We start from the raw sequence: 17993 nt of genomic DNA on the forward strand, positions 1-17993 counted from the left end.
CGCCTAGCCTACGGACGGCGTCGGCCGTCTGACCAGAGCCCGGCCGCCGCGGGACCTCAGCGGCTCGGCACCGGTGGGGCGTCGTCGGGTGCGGCCGCTGCCCCGATGAGGCGGAACAGGTCCTGGGCCCGGTTCGAGGTCTCGCCGTGGGCGTCGAACGCCTCGGCCTTGTACGTGGCCGCCACGGCGATGGCGATCTTCTTCGACGGCAGCGCGGCCTCCACAGCGGAGTAGCCGGCGAACATCGGATTCTGCAGGAGCCAGTGGCCGCTGATGACCACGCCGAGCCCGTACGTGTACCCGTCGCCCTGCGGAAAGCACGTGGGGCACCCATCGACGGCGCTGGTCCTGCCGCGCAGCGCGGTCGAGACCTGGAGCGCGTGGGACTCCGGCGAGAGGAGCCTGCCCGAGCCGATCGCGTCCGCGGTCGTGGCCATGTCCGTGATGGTGGTGGTCTGGATGGCGCCCTTGGCGAGGGTCCACGAGGGATTCCAGAAGGTGGAGTCCTCGAGGAACTGCGTCGATGCCGGGATCCCGAGGTGGTCGCGGCGTTCCGCGGTGTACGCGTGGAGGACGGGCTCGGGGATGGCCGGGGTGCCCGGATCACGGGTGTCCTTGAGCCCGAGCGGACCGAGCACCTTCTCCTGCAGGAGCGCGTCGAGGGGCTTGCCCGTGATCTTCTCGAGGGCGAGGCCAAGCAGCACGTAGTTGGTGTGGGCGTAGTCCCAATTGGTCCCGGGAGCGTAGAACAGCGGCTTGGATGCACCGATGGAGGCGAGTTCCTGAGGAGTGAACGTGCGGAACGGATTGTCGTAGAACGAGCCGATCAGGCCTTGGTCCTGCACGTAGTCCGCGTACCCGGAGGTCATCTGGGCGAGCTGCCCGAGGGTGACCTCGTTCGCGTGCGGCACGTCGGGGAGCCACGTCGCGAGCTTGTCGTCGAGGCTCGCCTTCTTCTCGTCGACGAGCTGCAGCAGCGCCGTGGACATGTAGGAGATCGCGACGGCGCCGTTGCGGAAGTGCATGTCCGTGGTCGCGGGAACGCCCGGCATGGACTCGCCGAACGCCTCGGTGATGACCGGCCGGCCATCGATCGTCACCCGGACGATCACGGCGTTGAGGTGGTCCGCGGCCATCGTGTCCGCGACGATCGAGCGCACCTTCGCCGCGAGCTCGGAATCCGCGGACGACGCCGGGCCCGCGGCCGCCGTCGTGCTCTCGCCGCCGGCGGGGGCGGGGGTGCAGGCGCCGAGCGCGAGCATCACGGCGCTGAGCGCGGCGAGGATCAGGGGCGCGCGGTTCGGGCGGGTCACGGCTGCGCCTTCCGCGTGAACGTTCCGAGGCCGCGGGTGTCGTAGTAGTCGAGCCGGACGCTCGAGGCGGGCCCGGCGCCGTCGGCCGTGAAGATCGCACCGGCCAGGCCGTTGGCGTTCTCCCCAATGGAGGCGAAGGTGAAGGTGTCGCCGGTGTAGTGGGTGAGCTGGAACGTGGTGGGGCTGGCCTCGGGGCCCATGCGGAAGGCGAGGGAACCGCCGCTGTCCGCGACCGTGATCGGGCCGTAGTACGGGTTGGCGTAGGTGCCTGTGTAGGCGGACGCGGGCTTGGCCGGGGAGGTCTGGGCGGGCGGCTTGGTGTAGTCGACCGTGGGCTTGTCCGCGTCACGGATGCCCTGGAAGGCGCGCTGGGTGAACGGGAGCCAGTCGACGGTCGGGGCACCGTTCTGGGCCACGTCGAGGAAGCCGCTGCTGATCGCCTCGGGGATGCCGTCCGGCTGCCCGTTCGTGAGGACCACGATGCCGAGCTGCTCGCCGGGGAGCATGGCGACCGAGGTCGCGGCGCCGAGGTTGAAGGCCCCGGAGTGGCCGAGCTGGAGCCGCGACTGGGCGTCGTAGCCGACGTTCCAGCCCATGCCGTAGAAATGGGTCCGGGCTGCCGGCCCCGAGGGCGGCCCCGAGACGATCTGCGGCACGTGGGTGGCCGCGAGCGCCGCGGAGTCCACGACGGGCTGGCCGCCGTACGTGCCGTTCCCCAGCTGGAGGCGGATCCACTCGACGAGGTCCCGCACGGAGGAGCTCGCGCCGCCGGCGGGGGCCTCGGCGTCGGGGTCGCGGCTGTACTTGGCCACCCAGTTCTGGCCGTCCCGGACGTGGAGGAGCGCCCGGTCCGGGGCCTTGAGGTAGTCGGCGTGGCGGTAGCTGGTCGAGGCCATCTTCAGCGGCGTGAACAGCACCTCGTCCGCGACGTCCTCCCAGGGCTTGCCCATCGCGGCCGCCGCGGCCACGCCAGCCTCGGTGTAGCCGAAGTTGCTGTAGTTGTAGCTCGCGCGGAAGGCGTCCAGAGGCTGTTGGCTGAGGTGGGCGAGGATGTAGGCCTGGTCGAAGCCGAGGTCCTCGAGCAGGTCTCCTGCCCCGGTCGCCAGGCCGCCGCGGTGGGAGAGCAGGTCCTCGAACGTGGCGTGCTCGGTGACGTACGGGTCGCTGAGCGCGAACCGCGGATTGTGCTTGATGAGCGGGTCGGCGAACTGCATGGCCTTGCGCCCCACGAGGGCCGCGATCACGGTCGACGCGATGGGCTTGGACACCGAGGCGACCTGGAACACCGTATCGGGCCCCACCTTGTCCTGCTTTGCCGCCTCCCTCACCCCGAAGCCCTTCAGGTACACGACCTTGTCCCGGTAGACGACGCCGACGGCGACACCCGGCACCGCGGTGCTCGACATCGCCGCCTCGACCATCCCGTCAAGCTTCCCCACGGCATCGTTGACCTTCTGCTCGGCCAGGAGGGGCGACGGCTGGCCTTCGGGAGCCGGGAGGAGCGACGGCGAGGGGGAGGCCGTGCTCGCGGTCTGAGTGGGGGTGCAGGCCGAGATGAGGGGCGCCGCGGCGAGGCCCACGGCGCCGGCCCCGAGGGCCCTGAGCATGGCCCGGCGCCCGGGCGGGTTCTGGAGGGTGCGCATGGACCGCACGCTACGGCAGCCCGGGGGGCGCCCAGAATAGACCTAGGTCCCCTCTATCCCCGCAGGGCGGTGTCCACGCGCCCCACGAGCGTCTCGAACCGCCGCAGGAGGAGGTCCTGTTTGCTCGCCGGCAGCTGCGAGTAGGCGACGCAGACGCTGATGAGCGCGTGGTTGCGGACCTCGAAGTGGGCGTGGAGCTCGCCGTCGGGGGACGGGCCGAAGTCCACGTTCTCCCACCCGTCGAGGCCCTCGAGCACCTCGGGGGCGAAGAACACGGCGCCGATGAGCTGGTCAAGCCGGAAGCTCAGGGAGCCCTGCTCGAGCTCGCCTCGCGGGACCAGGCCGGCGGTCGCCCCGGAGAGCAGGCTGTCGGTGAGCACGAACACGAAGCCCCCCGGCGTGCTCACCAGTGCCCCGTTGAGCTCCACGGACTCGTCGCCCCTCGGGACGAGCAGGAATCCCGGGAGCACGACGGACTCGTCCATGTACAGCTCGCGGTTGAACTTCGGGTCCGTCGCGGCGGCGCGCTCGAGCGCCGCGCGCAGCATGAGCGGCTCGGCGCGGGCCTCCACGGACACCAGCGGGTCATCCGCCGCGGCGTCCTCGGACTCGCGGGACATCTCCTCGATCGCCTCCGCCGCAGCGGGCACGTGCTTGAGGACGAGGCGGCCGGACTCCTCCGCGCCGAACAGCACCGCGCCGGCACCGAGCATCGCGACCACGGCGTCCCGGGTGGAGGTGTGCTGGCCCAGCTGCGCCTCGAGCCACTCGACGACCTGCAGCGCGCCGGCCTGGTCCAGCACGCACGCCGCGGCCTCCCCGGTGCGCTTCTCCGGCGGCACGGCGCATGCCTCGGCAAGGACGGCGGCGAGTCCGTCGGGGACGCCCGCGGCGACAAGTCGCATCGCCAGGGCCAGGCCCGGTGGAGTGATAGGCATGCTCTTCATTGTCCCGGGCGCTGGTAGCGAGGGTCAAAAGACGGCTTCCCAGATGACGCGGGCTTCAAAGAGGTGGCGCCCACGACGGCGGGTGCCCACCGATCGCCGCGGCGGGCACCCGGCGTCGTGCGCGGCGATAGACTCCTGCACGCTATGAGAATCCTGATCATCGGCGCCGGGGCGACCGGCGGAGCCTTCGGAACCCGGCTGATCGAGGCTGGCCGCGACGTCACCTTCCTGGTCCGTCCCGGGCGTGCCGAGGCCCTGGCCCGCGACGGCCTCACGCTCCAGGCTCCCGACGGGCGCCGCACCCATCGGGTCCGGGCGCTGACCGAGATTGAGCCCGGCAGCCGCTACGATCTGGTCATCGTGGCCGTCAAGGCCCCGGCCCTCGCGGGCGTTCTGGCAACGGCCGAGCCGGCGATCGGCCCGGAGACCGTGATCGTGCCGTTCCTCAACGGCATGGACCACCTCGACGCGCTCGAGCGGGCCTACCCGGGCCGGGTGCTGGGCGGGCTGGTGAAGATCGTGGCGACCGTGGATGAGTCTGGCGCGGTCGTTCAGATGACGCCGCTGAGCACCATGACCATCGGCCCACTCCACGGCACCCCGGTGCCGGACGCGGTACGGGAGGCCCTCGATGTCCCCGGCGTCCGGCTTGACGTGGACGAGTCCGTGGAAACCCGTCTGTGGGAGAAGTGGGCGTTCATCGCGTCCGCGGGCGTGATCACGTGCCTGTTCCGCGGCACCATCGGTGACATCCTCGCGGCCGGCGGCGAGGGCCACATCCTGCGGGCCATCGCCGAGACCGAGGACGTGGCCCGCGCGGCCGGCCACCCGGTGGGCAAGAGGAGCCACGGCCAGAGCGTGGCCATGCTCACCGAGCCCCGCTCGTCCTTCACGTCGTCGCTGTACCGCGACCTCCAGCACGGCGACCCGGCCGAGGCCGAGCACATCATCGGGGGCATGGCGGCCCGCGCCCGGGCGCTGGGCGTGGCCACTCCCCTCCTCGATGCGGCCCTCCTGCAGCTGCGCACACACCGCCAGGCGATGACGCGGGGCTAGCACGCTTCGGCCTGGGACCTGACGCACGACGGCGGGCCCGCACCTTCTGGTGCGGGCCCGCCGTCTCGCCATCCAGCCACTTTCACTATGCGGAATTAAAATTCCCTCTTGTGAAACTCAAGACCTGCTCCTACTCTGGATCTACCAACACAGTGTGAGGTGCCCCACTCGGCAGCCTCACTGACCTAGAAATGGCACATCGATGAACCCCTCTGCTGGCGCCGCACTGAAGACGAGTTCGGTGCGCGCCGGGAAGCGACGGCAACGCTGCCTGCTTCCCCAGACTCTGATCGTCCGTGGCCGGCTGATTCTGAATGGCCGTCCGCGGCTGCCATTCAGAATTACCTGATTCCACACTGACACGGAGCACTCCAGCACGGCTGTAGCATCGCGGCCCCCGTCGGGGCCTGCCACGTGCGGGGTCGGGAAGGCACCACCTCCCGGCGCGCGCATTGAGTCCAACTCCACTGCTCAGGAGCATCCCTTGCTGTCTCAGGCATCCAAGAACGTCCATCGCGATCCCACTGTCAAGGCGGCCCGGCCGCGCGGAAAGACGCGCTGGAGCATCGCCCTCCTCATGGGCTTCGGAATCCTCATCAACTACGTGGACCGCCTGTCCATCTCTGTCACGCAGAAGCCGCTCACGGACGAGTTCGGGCTCACGGCGACGGAGTTCGGCGTCCTCTCCTCGGCCTTCCTGTGGTCCTACGCCATCATGCAGATCCCCTCGGGCATGCTGCTCGACCGGTTCGGGGTCAAGAAGGTCTGGGGTGCCAGCGCGGTCCTCTGGACCGTGGCCTCGGTCCTGACGGCGATCGCCTCGGGAGCCTGGGTCATCATCCTGGCGCGCGTATTCCTCGGCGTCGCCGAGGCCCCGGCCTTCCCGGGCGCGATGAAGGCCACCGGCCTGTGGTTCCCCCGGCACGAGCGCGGGCTCTGCACGGCGATCTTCGACAGCGGCACGCGCCTCGCGAACGTCCTGGGCCTTCCCCTCATCGCCTTCACGGTTGCGACGTGGGGCTGGCGCGAGGCGTTCTGGCTGCAGGCGGTCCTCTCCCTCGTGTTCCTCGGTGCCTTCCTCTGGCGGTACCGGGGCCCCAAGCACCACCTGGCCAAGGGCAAGCTCTCGGCCGAGGAGTACGACTACATCATCAAGGGCGGCGCGACCAGCGAGGACGTCCGTCCGGCGAGCGACTGGAAGACCATCGGCTACCTCCTGCGCCAGCGCAAGGTGTGGGGCCTGTCGCTCGGCCTGGCCGGCGCGGGGTACGTCCTCTGGATGCTGCTGACCTGGCTGCCCGGCTACATGCAGACCAGCATGAACCAGAGCATCCTGCAGAGCGGCATCTATGCCGCGGTCCCGGCGCTCGCGATGTTCGTCTCGGAGCTGACGATCGGCGGCTGGTGGGTCGACCGGGTGATCGGCCGCGGCGCGAATCCGGACAGGGTCCGCAAGGGCGTGCTTGTCGCTGGCATGATCGTGGCGCTGTTCACGGTCGGCGCGGCGTTCAGCAACAACCCGGTGTCCGCGATCATCTGGATCGCCATCGGCAGCGCCGGGATCGCCCTCGTCTACGTGACGAGCAACTCGCTGCCCGCACTCATCGCCCCCGAGGGCAGCGCCGGATCGCTCGCGGCAATCGTGAACTGTGTGAACCTCCTCGCGGGCGTCGCAGCCCCGATCGTCACCGGCTTCATCGTGGACGCAACCGGGCACTTCCTGTACGCGTTCATCATCGGCGGCATCGCCCTCATCGGGGGCCTGGCCTCGTACCTGCTCCTCATGGGCAGGATCGAGCCGATTCCCGCCCAGGCGGTCACGGTCGCGGCCGAGGACTGACCCAGCCGGCAGCCTCATCCGGCTGCACGAGCCCCGACGCGCGACGGCGGGCACGCACCTCCCGGTGCGGGCCCGCCGTTCGCTGTGTCCTCCCGCGAGGCAACGCCAGGAAGCGCCCCACGGCCGGTAGCATCACACGGTGGACCCGACAGCCCCTCACCCCAGCACGCGCCGCCGAGGGGCCCCCAGGCTCCTCCGCCTGGGCCACCGCCTCCTCGTCCGGCCGGTGGCGGGCATCGCCGCGGATGTCACGGCGGCCGTGGTCGGCGCGAACACCACCCCGGCGCAGGGGAACCCCCGGCGCACCGCGGACTGGTGGACGACGACGCTCATCGCCTCCGCTGTCAGCGTCTGCATCGGGTGCGTCTACGTCACGACGATCTGGCCGGCCGCTGTCCTGTGGTTCGCGATCGCCGTCGTCCTCCCGGGCCGCAGGTTCAGCGAGGGCCTCAGGATGGTCCCCTACTTCCTCCTGACCGCGGTGCTGCTCTCGACCGTGCCTGTACTGGGCTGGTGGCTGGCCGGAGCCGCAGTCCTCGCGGCCGGGTTGGCCGCCGCGTTCGCATGGGTGAGATGGTGGCGGCGCAGGCGTGCGGATGCCCGCAGGATCGAGCCGATTCGCGCCCAGGCGGTCACCGTCGCGGCCGAGGACGGTCCGCCGGCAGCTGAATGAGCCCTCACGCACGACGGCGGGCCCGCACCTTCCGGTGCGGGGCCCGCCGCAGTCTGCGCGTCGGAGGCGATCAGCGCCCGAAGAGGCGGGAGAGGAGGCTGGGGCCCTTCGCGGCGTCGATCTCGGCCTGGGTGTGCTTGCCGTTGCACCAGTCGGCCTTGGCCACGCTGCGCTTGACCTGGTCGATGTGCTGGCCGCAGCCGGACCAGGTCGTCTTCTTGCACGTCTTGCAGGTGGCGGGGTAGCACATGGTCGATCTCCTCGATGCTCGGTTTGGATACCCCCCGGGGTATCTGGGTATACCCCCGAGTGTATCAGGGAGCTCGCGCTGACGCACAACAGCCCCTCCTTCCCGAGTTGGGCTAGCGGCAGGCGCGGCGATTCTGCGAAGATACACAAGACACACAAGATACACAGGCGTACACAGGAGGCTTCGTGGCCAATCCCTTCCGTCCCACTGCTGGGGCGATGCCGCCCGTGCTCCTGAGCCGTGGGGACATCCTGGAAGAGTTCGCCTACGGCCTGAGGATCAGGTCGGGCGCGCCGGGTCTACTCACGATCATCACCGGTGCGCGGGGAATCGGGAAGACCGTGGTCCTCGGACTGGCAGAAGACACAGCGCTCGAGGCGGGATGGTACGCGATCTCCGAGACAGCCACCCGGGGGTTCGCCGCCCGCATTGGCGCGTCGATGACGCTCGCGGATGAGGAGCTCGGCTCCGGCCGAGCCGTCCGCAGGGTCACGGGTGTCACGATGGCAGGCTTTGGCGTCACAACGCAGCTCACCCCCGAACAGCAGGTGAGCTGGCGTCAGATCGGCGAGAAGCTCCTCCGCAGGCTAGATGCCAACGGCACCGGCCTCCTGATCACCGTGGACGAGATCCACGCCGCGGATCGTGATGAGCTGTCTCAGCTGGCGGCCGACGTCCAGCACTTCATCCGGGCGGGCCTTCCCATCGCCTTGATGTTCGCGGGGCTTCCAGCGGCCGTCTCGGACCTCCTGAACGAGGGCGTGGCCACGTTCCTGCGGCGGGCCGATCGCATTGACCTGCATGCCGTGAGCGTCACCGAGACCGCGAGATCGTACGCTGAACTGTTCGCCCAGGGCGGCTACCGCCTCGCCTCAGAACAAGCGGACGAGGCCGCAGAGGCAACCGGTGGGTACCCCTTCCTCATCCAGCTCGTCGGATACTTCCTGTGGCAGCAGGCCGAGGCCGGCGAGGTGCTGGACTCCGCGGCCGTTGAACGCGCCGTAGCTGCGGCCCGACGCCGCCACGAGCGCGTGGTCATAGAGGCAGCCTTGGCGCCTGTCTCCGCCAAGGACCTGGACTTCCTCCGTGCCATGGCCCAGGACAACGGCGTCTCTGACGTGAGCGACATCGGGCGCAGGCTCGGCTCGCGGCCCAACACCGTCAGCAACTACCGCACGCGCCTGATCGAGGCGGGACTCGTCGAGCAGGCCGGCTACGGACGGGTGGACTTCGCGATTCCCGGCCTGCGAGAGTACCTCCGCGCACATGGGGCGGCCAGCGGCCGCTGAGCGCACGACGCCGGGTCCGCACCTTCCGAGGCGCAGACCCGGCGCGCGCTGGGCGAGCGTCAGCCCGCCGCCCGCCAGCTGGCGTCAGCCCGCGGCCAGCCTGGCGGCCTCCCGCCAGCCCTGCGCGAACCCGGCCCGCGCCGAAGGGATGCGTGCCGCGAGGTCCATGAGGTTGGCACCCATGGCCTCGAGGGACTCGGCGTCCGGGAAGACCACGTCGACCCGGCTGCCTTCCGCCCGCAGCGCCTCCACGTGCGCGGCCAGATCAGTCTCCGGGAACCTGCGCAGGCCCTCGAACTGGCCCGGACGCTCCGGCCGGGGTCCGCCCAGCGGCGAGAGCACCACCACGCGGGCGTGGCCCGAGGCCAGGTCGGCGTTCTCGGCCGAGCGCACGCCGCCGTCGAGGTAGCGGCGGCCGTTGATGGGCACGGTCGGCCCGGGCATGGCGGTGCTCGCGGTGACCGCATCCACGAGATCCGCGCCGGACTCCCGGCCCAGGGCCACGAACTCACCGGTGGCAGCGTCCACGACCGTGATGAGAATCGGCTTCTGCGGCCACTCGGCCCGGGGAAGCCTGGCGGCGACCACGGCGCGACGCTGCTCGGCAGCGCCGGGCGGGAGCGCGGCGTCGTACTCGAGGCCGAACGCGCCCATGGCGCGCTGGACGTCCGCCGCGGAGGTGGCGGAGGAGTTGATGGCCCGCATCCGCTCGATCAGGGTGTTCATCGGCGCACCGGGCCGCTGCCCGGCGTGGCCGCCGCGCGGCGGGCCGGCCTGCCCGGGGGTACGCGCCGGTTCGGAGAGCACCGATTCGTAGAGCTCGGCCACGGGCACGCCGCTGCGCACCTGCGCCGCGGCGGTGGCGCCGGCCGAGGTGCCGATCACCAGGTCGGCGGTCTCGGCCAGATCGAGGCCGGCGTCCGCGAGGCCGGCGATCATGCCGATCAGCCACGCGTTGCCGGCGGACCCGCCACCGCCGAGGACGAGGGCAAGAGAGGAGGAAGAGGAAAGGTTGGGCATGTCTGGTCCTTCAGGGTATCCGCGTTGCGGGTGCCCGAGGCCAGCGGCAGGGAGGTCCTAGAGGCTCCTGCGCGAAGGGGTGAGCACCCGACTGTGAATGAAAATCGGACTCACCTCCTCAGGCCGAGCGCGCGTTCGCGCTCATGGACAGACTCAGAGTGAAGGATACACCGTGGTCCTCTCCCTCCGCGGCATCCCCGTTCCGTCTACTCGATCAGCGTGTGCTTGTGCGCTGCGGCGTCAAGGCCCGCGTACTCCGCCTCGGCGAGCCTGGCCTCTTCCGCCACATCGACCTTGCGGGTGAGGAGCCAGTACAGGACGGCTGAGACGGGCAACCCGATGAACAGGGAGAGGTCCGCCCCGTCGATGGCCTTGGCGATCGGACCCACAAAGAGGGTGCCGGCCGAGAAGAACGGGATCATCACCACGAAGCCGACCAGGTAGGCGATGATGCCCGGCCAGCCCCATCGGCCGTAGATCCCGTTGGGCTTGAAGATCTCCGCGACCGCGTAGTGGCCCTTGCGCACGATGAAGTAGTCGGTGAGGTTGATCGCGGTCCAGGGGATGAAGAAGTAGAGGACCAGCAGCAGGAAGTCGTTGAAGTTGGCCAGGAAGTCGGCGGAGGCGATGTTGGCCAGGACCACGGAGATCGCGGCGGTCACGCCGATGGTCACGATGCGCAGGGTCAGGGTGGGCTCGATCTTGCGGATACTGTCGATCGAGGAGATGAGTGTCAGCGATCCGCCATACATGTTCAGTGCGGTCACGGACACCAGGCCGAGGGCGGCGATGATCAGGGCGATCGAGCCGAAACCCGGGAAGAGCCTGTCTGCGGTGGCCGCGATCGACGGGATCGTGTCGAAATCCTTGCCTGCGGCAGCGCCAATGAAGGCACCCAGGAACATGAGCCAGATCCCGCCGAGAGAGCTGCCCCAGAACGTGTACCGGAAGGTGTGTCCAGCCGTGGTGGGCGGCAGGTAGCGGGAGTAGTCCGAAACGTAGACCGCCCAGGAGATCTGGTAGCCCGCGGCGACGCCAAGCTGGGCGAGGAATGGCACGGACTGGAAGTCCCCGAGGTTGAACGTCGACGCGGGCACGTCGAGATGCGTGAGCGCGGCAACCGTCAGCAGCACCAGCATCGCGACGGTGAGGTAGGTCAGGTACCGCTCGGCCCGATGGATGAGGTCGTACCCGAAGAGCGCGACGACCACCGCCACGATGGTCACGGCCCAGAACCACAGGTCATCGGAGCCGACGTGCACAGAGGCCCCGATCGCCTGCCCGGCGAGGACGGTGTTGAAGATGTTGAAGCCCGCGTACTGCAGGTAGGCGAACAGCCAGACCATGAGGGCGCCGACGTAGCCGAACTGCGGGCGGGACTGGATCATCTGGGGAAGCCCAAGGTGCGGACCTTGCGATGAGTGCGCGGCCATGAACAGGGTCCCCCCGAGGACTCCAACCGCGATGGCGATCATCGACCAGATGAGGTTCCCGCCAGTGGTGATGCTGATGAGTCCCACAGCCAGCGTGCCGATCTGGGCGTTGCTCATGAACCAGAGCGGGCCGATGCTGGAGACCTTCCCATGACGCTCATCGAGGGGCACATAGTCAATCGAGCGGACTTCGAGTCCTCGGCTTCCCTGGGGCTGACCCGTGGAGCTGGACATGCGGTTCTCCTCATGAGTGTCCTGCGGTGCACCTCCCGAGCGAGACACTCTGACGTGCGCAACGCATCGCTCCAAAGTATGCGCGCAAAACTGCACACGCCCAGATGCCAGAGCACCAGAAATCGAGTCGGCAGTACGTAGTCACGCGCACAGCCGCAGACGACGGCGGGCCCCGCACCTTCCCGGTGCGGGGCCCGCCGTTCGCTGGGGGAACCTCAGTCGGCCAGAGTGGCCCCCACAGCGGGCGCCGGGGCGCCCGCGGAAGGCGAGGACGCGGCGTCGTCCGCGTCAATCCCGTCCGCGGCCTGGCCGCCAGCCTTGGCGAGCGACATGCCCTTGGTCTCCTCGGCGAGGAACAGCGAGAGGACGAACCCGCAGGCGGTGAGGACGGCGGCCACGATCATGGTCGGGCCGATCCCCCAGCCGGCGAGGGCGAACGGCAGGCCGAACGTGCCGATCGCTGCGCCGATGCGGCTCACGGCGGTGGTGATGCCGACCGCCGAGGCGCGGACGCTCGTGGGGAACAGCTCGGACGGGTAGGCCCACTCGAGGATGCTCGGGCCGCCGGAGAACAGGCCGTAGGCGAGGAAGCAGGCCACCACCACGCCGACCGGGGCGGACGGCGCGAAACCGAGGACGAACAGCGGGATCGCCATGAGGGCGAAGCACCAGATGATTAGCGGCCGGCGGCCCCACGTCTCGATGAGCTTCAGTGCGGGCAGGCAGCCGATGAGGAAGACGAGGTCGATCGCCATGGAGCCCAGGTTGGAGGCATTGCCCTCGCCGAGGCCGAACGCGGAGAGGATGGTGGGCCCGAACGTGAAGATCGCGAACAGCGGGCCGACCTGGAAGAAGTAGAACCCGGCGCAGAAGACGATGCGCTTGAGGTAGATCGGCTGCAGCAGGATCTTGAGGTCCACCTTGCCCTGCTCGGAATCGTCCTTGGCGGACTCGAACACGACGTGCTCCACGCTGAGCTGGTCGGCCAGGGCGGCGCGGAGGGCGGACTTGGCGTCCTTGACGCGGCCGTGGTGCAGTAGCCAGCGGGGCGACTCAGGGGTGCCGAGGCGCAGGAGGAGCACGATCACGCCGAGGAAGGCGGAGGAGACGAGCATCCAGCGCCACGACTCGCCGCCGAAGAGCTCGAACATGACGTAGCCGACCACGGAGGCCAGCGCCGCGCCGATGAACCAGCCGACCTGCAGGACGCCGAGCATCTGGCCGCGGCGCTTGCGCGGGAGCCACTCGGCGAGGAGGGAGTTGGCGATCGGGTAGTCGGCGCCGATGGCCAGGCCCATGATGAATCGGGCGACCACGAGCTGGACGGAGTCCTGGACGAAGAACTGCAGCACGGAGCCGACCACGAGGACCCAGAGGTCGATCGTGTACATGAGCTGGCGGCCGATCTTGTCCGTGAGCGGGCCGAGGAAGACCGCGCCGAGGAAGATGCCGACGAGCGCCGCGGCGCCGATGAGGCTCGTCTCAAGCGGGGTGGTGTGGAAGTCCGCGGTGATGCCGATCAGCGCGATGGCGATGATGCTGAGGATGTAGCCATCGAGGATCGGGCCGCCCATGCAGGCGGCGACGAGTTTCTTATGGAACCTGGTGAATCGCGCCTCGTCAATGGCGGCGTGAATGTCCATCGTGCTCCTTTGCAGCGACTGGCTGTTCGCGTCGGACGTCTGCTGACGACCTGACGACACTTGATATATCAGAACATAGAGTGCGCTCTGTCACAGTGTCAATCGGTGACGCGTGGAGGCCCCGCTCGGAGGCGGGGCGCCGCTCCCCTACCGCGTCCGGGACGGCACGCGGATGAAGTGCGGGGCGGGAAGCACGACGGCGCGGCTCACCACGGTTGCCGGGGCCGGCGCCAGGATACCCGGCACAGCCGGGCCGGCCGTGGTCGCGGAGATGGGGCCGGCGGGGGCGGCGGCCTGCCACGGCAGCACCGGCGAGGCGGAGGCGAGCGGACCGCCCGGGACCGCGCCGAGGAGGACCGTGGTCAGGAGGGTCAGCGCGCAGACCGCCGCGGCGAGCGCCGCCGGCAGGCCGCCGCGGACTGGGAGCCACTGCGCAGTGCGCCCCCGCGCGGCGCGCACGGATGCCGCACCCGCCCGGTGTGCGGGGTGCCCGTGGGGGACGAACATGGTGATCGTGGCGCGGTGCGCCGCCGGTCCTGCTGCCGCGTGGGCGCGCATGGGAATCCGCCTCTCGCTCAGGGCCCCCAGCACGTCTAGCATCCAGCGTCCGCCCGTGCGGCTGGGGCGTCAAGGTCGGGGCGCGCCGGCCGGGTCAGACCTGAGTCGTGCCACTTGCCTTAGTGACCTGCAATGAGTCCAAGCGTTGTCAGGATTTCCTGAGCTGTCGGGGGAATGTTGGGCTCGAGGGTGAGGCGTTGGCCGTTGACCTCGATTGTTGCCGAGCGGACGGGACGCAGCGTCTGGACGAGCTTCTTGATGCTCACGCCGGTGGCGTCCTGGAGGTGGCGGGCGATCGCGAGGGCCGCGAAGACCACGGTGAGGTGGGCCTCGATCGCCTCGCGCTGGTGGTGGAAGACGGGCCGGGCCTTCAGGTCGGACTTGGTCATGCGGAACGACGCCTCGACCGCCCAGAGGTCGTGATAGGCGCCGATCACCGCGCTGCCGCTCATCGTTGCCTCGGGCAGGCTGGTCACGTAGCCCTTGAGCCCTGCGAGCTGGCGGGCCCGTTCGATGGTGGTCTGGTCCAGGGCCTTCTCGGCGCCGGTGACCTTGAGGAACCTCGCCTTCTTCAAGGGAGTGGCGCCGGCGGCGATGCGTTCGGCCTTCTCGACCATGAGGTTGATGGTGCGCCGGTCGCGCTTGGCCCGCTTGAACGAGTACTGGTAGACGATCCGCCGCTCCCGCGCGTCCTTCCCGGTTCCCAGCGTCCTGACGGATTCGAGGATCTGCCCGTCCTCGAACCAGTCCCCGTGGGCTTCGAAGTGCTCGGCGAGGTCATACGGGGCCTTGGTCAGGCGGGAGCCGACGATGAAGGAGAACCCGGCGTCCTCGAGCGCGTTCAGGTTGCCGGCCGAGAGCATCCCGGCGTCGGCGACCACGACCATGTCCGTGACCCCATGCCTCTCCTGGAACGCCTTCAGCACCGGCACGAGGGTGGTGGTCTCGGCCTTGCGCCCGTCGAAGAGGTGCACCTCCAGCGGGAACCCGCCCGGGTCCACCAGCAGCCCGACCTGGACCTGCGGGTCCACGCGGTGCTCCTTGCTCATCCCGACCCGGCGCAGCTCGTCCTCGTCCTCGTTCGTGAAATGCAGGGTGGTCACGTCATACATGACCATCGCCGCAGGCCCTGTAGAGCGGACCGAGTGCGCGAGGCAGGCCTTGGCGATGATGTCGCGGTAGTCCTGCCTGCTGCACCGCTGCAGACAGCGGAACACTGTGCGCAGTGCGGGGGCCCTCACCCCGATCTCTTCGAGGACCCGGAGGGTGTCGGCCTTGGAGGTGGGCTCAACGAGCCTTGCGAGCACCAGGGATCTGAACGCCTCGTCGTCGAGGACATCGAATCCCAGACGGGAGTACGCCTGGGCCAGGACGTCCCAGAGCACCAGCGATGCCGTTGCCACCACGCGCCCGCCGCCGGCTACGAGCCGTGGGCGCCCGCCGGGAGCGGCTACCGGCAACGAGGCAGCCGCTGTCCAGTCAGCGACGTCCTCGGTGCGCACCTCTACGCGGGGCAGCGGGCCGAGATCCAGCGTCCCCTGGCCGGGCCGGAGCCGATCGCGTGCCAGGTCCAGCAGCAGCGCCAGCTCGGCATCGGTATGGGCAGAACCCACATGATCGACCTCGACCACCTGGCCCCGGTCCTTGGCCACGATCTGGACAGCGACCGCGCCCGAGGCCGTCCTGACCTTGCGCACGAACCTGGAAGCCACCCCCTGAGGCTACCTTTCGACAGGTTCTTAGTAACCAAACCGTCCGACCGCAACAAAGAAACCGCAGGTCAGAGCACCATCAGCGAAAATCCGTCAACCGAGTGGCACGAGTCAGGCCGGCCGGGTCAGACGACACTGGCGATGTACCGGCCGAAGTTGCGCACGTGCGCATCCATGAGCGAGCCGGCGCGCTCGGGGTCCTTCGCGAGGATGGCCCTGAGGATCGGGGCCAGCTCCCGGATGTGGCCGACGACGAGCGGTCGCCTCTCGAGGACCAGGAGCCAGATCCGGGTGGAGAGGTGCCCGTACTGGCGCAGGGTGTCCTCGAGGTGGCCGTTGCCGGTGAGGGCGTAGATCACGTTGTGGATGGCGAGGTCTAGGCGCATGAGGTCGCCCTGGTCCACCTTCGCCTCGTCGATGGACTCCACGAGACCCAGGTACCGCTCGACCTCGGGCCTCTGGGCCTCCCGCAGGCTCTCCGCTGCCAGCCGCGCGCCGACGGGCTCGAGGATCTGCCGCACCTGGCCCACCTCAGAGAGGTCCGTGAGGTCGATCGGGGCGGCGAACGATCCCTTCCGCGGCTGCGTGACCACGAGCCGCTCGTGCTCGAGCCGGTGCAGGGCCTCGCGGATGGGCGTGCGGCCCATCTGCATCTCCTTGGACAGCTGCGACTCGTTGATCGACTCGTTGGGCCGGATGTCCAGCATGATGAGCCGGTCCGCGATCACCCGGTAGGCGAGGTCCGCAAGCGATTCCACGGGCGGCTCACCTCCACTCGTCCTCGAGAGCCCAAGGACTCAATGTACCGGCACCGGCCGGGAACGGAAGCGATGCAGGACGGCGGGTGGTCAGCTTATTGAAGCACGCGAACGTATCGCCGCGTCACGCGGACGTAGTCAAGAGCGCTTCTACACGATCACGCTGGGCCATGTCACCCGAAATAGCCAGTACCGCAGAACCGGCATGGGAGTAGCGATCGAGATGCTCTTTCAGTCGCTTTGCCACAGCAAACGATTGCCAAGGTGAAACTGCATTGCCGACCTGAGTGTACTGCGGGACTTCCACGCGCCGACGATGTGCGCCCGTGGTCTCCTTGCCCAAGAATTCGAAATTGTCGGGGAAGCCCTGAAAGCGAGCCATCTCTCGGACAGTAAAGGTCCGAGACTCAGCCGGATGCACGTAATCATCTGGCAGCGAGACGACAGTCCGCGCGGGCCGCTCCGGGTCAAGCGCCTTCTGGCTGTGCTTCTTTGTACCCAGCTGCAGCATGATCTCGAGGAGCCGTTCCTCATCCGCGACCACCACCCCACGGTCGGTTGCGGACGATCTCAAGACTACGGGATACCGCACGTCTTGAAGGAATGGTCGGGCGATATCTACCGCTCCTTCAGGGTTCGCAGCGATCCGACCTAGAATAGTTCGATCCACGCCAGCCTGCTGCATCCACCTATACAGCGAGAACCGGCGCGTGACCCGCTCACCGTGAGTGCGGCGTTGCTGGTTTGGCGCCAGATCCCCAAGCTTTCGATCAACGACCTCGCTAAACAGGCTAAGCCCCTTAAGGTACTGGAGATTTCGGTCGCTTCCGGGGATCAGGTCCCAGTTTGTGAGGTCGGCGATTGCGTCGCGGACCGTCCAGACGTCGGCTCGGTCCACAGTTGGCACCGGCGCCAAGTTTGGGATTGAAGCTACCTCGTCTCGAAACGCGGACTGCCACACCTCTTCCGAGACAGTGACTCGCAGGGAGTCCGCGATGTCTGAGCGTAGCGCGATAAGCATGAGCCGGGGACGATGCTGAGGCGCACCGTAGTGCATCGCGTTGACTTGCACGGGCTGGACTCTGTAACCATAAGAGCCCCTCGTACTCAGGGCTTTGCGGAGCTGGGAGAAGGAAGACTCCTCGCCACGCTCAAAGCTGTTTCCCATTCCAAGCACATTCTCAATCACGACGGCCTTGGGCTGGGTGAACGCCACGAAATCGAGGTACTCCCAAGCGAGACGATTGCGGATGTCATCCTTGTTGCGCCGCCCAGCCATCGAGAACCCCTGGCATGGCGGCCCTCCCACGACAACATCGAGCTCTGCCGCCGCGAACACAGACATCACTTCGCGATCCTCGAGCACGTCAAGGAGTGGACGAACGATGACCTTGCTCGAAGCCTGTTCAGAAAGCGGTGAGGAGACGTAGCGATCCCACACTCGGGGATCGGCGGCATCGCCGACGTAATTGTGGAAGAACGTGCGTGCGGCCATGTCCGACTTCTCGACAGCAGCGACTAGCTCGCCTCCAGCGCGCTCCATGCCCAGGGAAAGGCCGCCGCAGCCCGCGAACAGATCCACGAACTTCATGACTCGAACATATCTACGAACACCATCTCTTGA

General features: G+C 68.7%; 15 protein-coding genes. 4 read left to right on the forward strand and 11 right to left on the reverse strand.

Annotated elements, in window-relative coordinates; all coding sequences use genetic code 11:
• Positions 1-56: 56 nt before the first annotated feature.
• Genes SCMU_RS17295 through SCMU_RS17305 form a run of 3 tightly spaced genes read right to left on the reverse strand, consistent with a single transcriptional unit; the run spans position 57 to position 3894 of the window.
• Entirely contained in the window at positions 57-1313 is a 1257-nt protein-coding gene (locus SCMU_RS17295) for a serine hydrolase domain-containing protein (protein ID WP_443020169.1), read from the reverse strand.
• The gene (locus tag SCMU_RS17300) at positions 1310-2956 is read right to left on the reverse strand and encodes a serine hydrolase (RefSeq protein WP_229230333.1); all 1647 of its coding nucleotides are present in this window, start codon (positions 2954-2956) and stop codon (positions 1310-1312) included. Before SCMU_RS17300 ends, SCMU_RS17295 begins: the two co-directional genes overlap by 4 nt.
• 53 nt (positions 2957-3009) lie before the next feature.
• Positions 3010-3894 (reverse strand): hypothetical protein, encoded by an 885-nt coding sequence (locus SCMU_RS17305; protein ID WP_229230334.1) that lies wholly within the window; start codon positions 3892-3894, stop codon positions 3010-3012.
• A gap of 153 nt (positions 3895-4047) precedes the next feature.
• Here SCMU_RS17305 and SCMU_RS17310 point away from each other — a divergent pair, with 153 nt between their 5' ends.
• From SCMU_RS17310 to SCMU_RS17320, 3 genes are all read left to right on the forward strand, one after another.
• On the forward strand, positions 4048-4959 hold the full coding sequence (locus tag SCMU_RS17310; protein WP_229230335.1) for a ketopantoate reductase family protein: 912 nt from the start codon (positions 4048-4050) through the stop codon (positions 4957-4959).
• Between the two features lie 484 nt (positions 4960-5443).
• Entirely contained in the window at positions 5444-6799 is a 1356-nt protein-coding gene (locus tag SCMU_RS17315; protein ID WP_229230336.1) for an MFS transporter, read from the forward strand.
• Positions 6800-6938: 139 nt separating this feature from the next.
• Positions 6939-7472 carry a hypothetical protein gene (locus SCMU_RS17320; RefSeq protein ID WP_229230337.1) on the forward strand — a complete coding sequence of 178 codons (534 nt, stop codon included), beginning with the start codon at positions 6939-6941 and terminating at the stop codon, positions 7470-7472.
• 70 nt (positions 7473-7542) lie between these two features.
• On the opposite strand, the gene SCMU_RS17325 is transcribed toward SCMU_RS17320, so the two are convergent.
• Positions 7543-7722, reverse strand: coding sequence for a DUF8730 family Cys-rich protein (locus tag SCMU_RS17325; RefSeq protein WP_229230338.1), 180 nt, complete (start codon positions 7720-7722; stop codon positions 7543-7545).
• 185 nt (positions 7723-7907) lie between these two features.
• Between SCMU_RS17325 and SCMU_RS17330 the strand changes: the two genes are divergently transcribed.
• The gene (locus tag SCMU_RS17330) at positions 7908-9011 is read left to right on the forward strand and encodes a DUF8462 domain-containing protein (protein WP_229230339.1); all 1104 of its coding nucleotides are present in this window, start codon (positions 7908-7910) and stop codon (positions 9009-9011) included.
• An 84-nt stretch (positions 9012-9095) separates the two neighbouring features.
• Here the strand turns inward: SCMU_RS17330 and SCMU_RS17335 are convergent, their stop codons facing one another.
• From SCMU_RS17335 to SCMU_RS17365, 7 genes are all read right to left on the reverse strand, one after another.
• Positions 9096-10031: a patatin-like phospholipase family protein gene (locus SCMU_RS17335; protein WP_229230340.1), complete on the reverse strand. Its 936-nt coding sequence runs from the start codon at positions 10029-10031 to the stop codon at positions 9096-9098.
• A gap of 206 nt (positions 10032-10237) precedes the next feature.
• Positions 10238-11698 (reverse strand): purine-cytosine permease family protein, encoded by a 1461-nt coding sequence (locus tag SCMU_RS17340; protein ID WP_229230341.1) that lies wholly within the window; start codon positions 11696-11698, stop codon positions 10238-10240.
• A gap of 215 nt (positions 11699-11913) precedes the next feature.
• The gene (locus SCMU_RS17345; protein WP_229230342.1) at positions 11914-13341 is read right to left on the reverse strand and encodes an MFS transporter; all 1428 of its coding nucleotides are present in this window, start codon (positions 13339-13341) and stop codon (positions 11914-11916) included.
• A gap of 147 nt (positions 13342-13488) precedes the next feature.
• Positions 13489-13899 (reverse strand): hypothetical protein, encoded by a 411-nt coding sequence (locus SCMU_RS17350; protein ID WP_229230343.1) that lies wholly within the window; start codon positions 13897-13899, stop codon positions 13489-13491.
• Positions 13900-14018: 119 nt separating this feature from the next.
• Positions 14019-15611 (reverse strand): IS1634 family transposase, encoded by a 1593-nt coding sequence (locus tag SCMU_RS17355; protein WP_229230344.1) that lies wholly within the window; start codon positions 15609-15611, stop codon positions 14019-14021.
• A gap of 125 nt (positions 15612-15736) precedes the next feature.
• Positions 15737-16369, reverse strand: coding sequence for a GntR family transcriptional regulator (locus SCMU_RS17360; protein WP_229230345.1), 633 nt, complete (start codon positions 16367-16369; stop codon positions 15737-15739).
• A gap of 124 nt (positions 16370-16493) precedes the next feature.
• The gene (locus SCMU_RS17365) at positions 16494-17960 is read right to left on the reverse strand and encodes a DNA cytosine methyltransferase (RefSeq protein ID WP_229230346.1); all 1467 of its coding nucleotides are present in this window, start codon (positions 17958-17960) and stop codon (positions 16494-16496) included.
• Positions 17961-17993 lie beyond the last annotated feature (33 nt).

The organism is Sinomonas cyclohexanicum (assembly GCF_020886775.1).
Classification (GTDB): Bacteria; Actinomycetota; Actinomycetes; order Actinomycetales; family Micrococcaceae; genus Sinomonas; species Sinomonas cyclohexanicum.

What these genes read in the sequence shown, in the direction of transcription:
- SCMU_RS17365 (WP_229230346.1), bottom strand. Translation starts at nt 17,960, where the DNA reads ATGAAGTTCGTGGATCTGTTCGCGGGCTGCGGCGGCCTTTCCCTGGGC.
- SCMU_RS17300 (WP_229230333.1), bottom strand. Translation starts at nt 2,956, where the DNA reads ATGCGCACCCTCCAGAACCCGCCCGGGCGCCGGGCCATGCTCAGGGCC.
- SCMU_RS17305 (WP_229230334.1), bottom strand. Translation starts at nt 3,894, where the DNA reads ATGCCTATCACTCCACCGGGCCTGGCCCTGGCGATGCGACTTGTCGCC.
- SCMU_RS17310 (WP_229230335.1), top strand. Translation starts at nt 4,048, where the DNA reads ATGAGAATCCTGATCATCGGCGCCGGGGCGACCGGCGGAGCCTTCGGA.
- SCMU_RS17340 (WP_229230341.1), bottom strand. Translation starts at nt 11,698, where the DNA reads ATGTCCAGCTCCACGGGTCAGCCCCAGGGAAGCCGAGGACTCGAAGTC.
- SCMU_RS17345 (WP_229230342.1), bottom strand. Translation starts at nt 13,341, where the DNA reads ATGGACATTCACGCCGCCATTGACGAGGCGCGATTCACCAGGTTCCAT.
- SCMU_RS17325 (WP_229230338.1), bottom strand. Translation starts at nt 7,722, where the DNA reads ATGTGCTACCCCGCCACCTGCAAGACGTGCAAGAAGACGACCTGGTCC.
- SCMU_RS17350 (WP_229230343.1), bottom strand. Translation starts at nt 13,899, where the DNA reads ATGCGCGCCCACGCGGCAGCAGGACCGGCGGCGCACCGCGCCACGATC.
- SCMU_RS17335 (WP_229230340.1), bottom strand. Translation starts at nt 10,031, where the DNA reads ATGCCCAACCTTTCCTCTTCCTCCTCTCTTGCCCTCGTCCTCGGCGGT.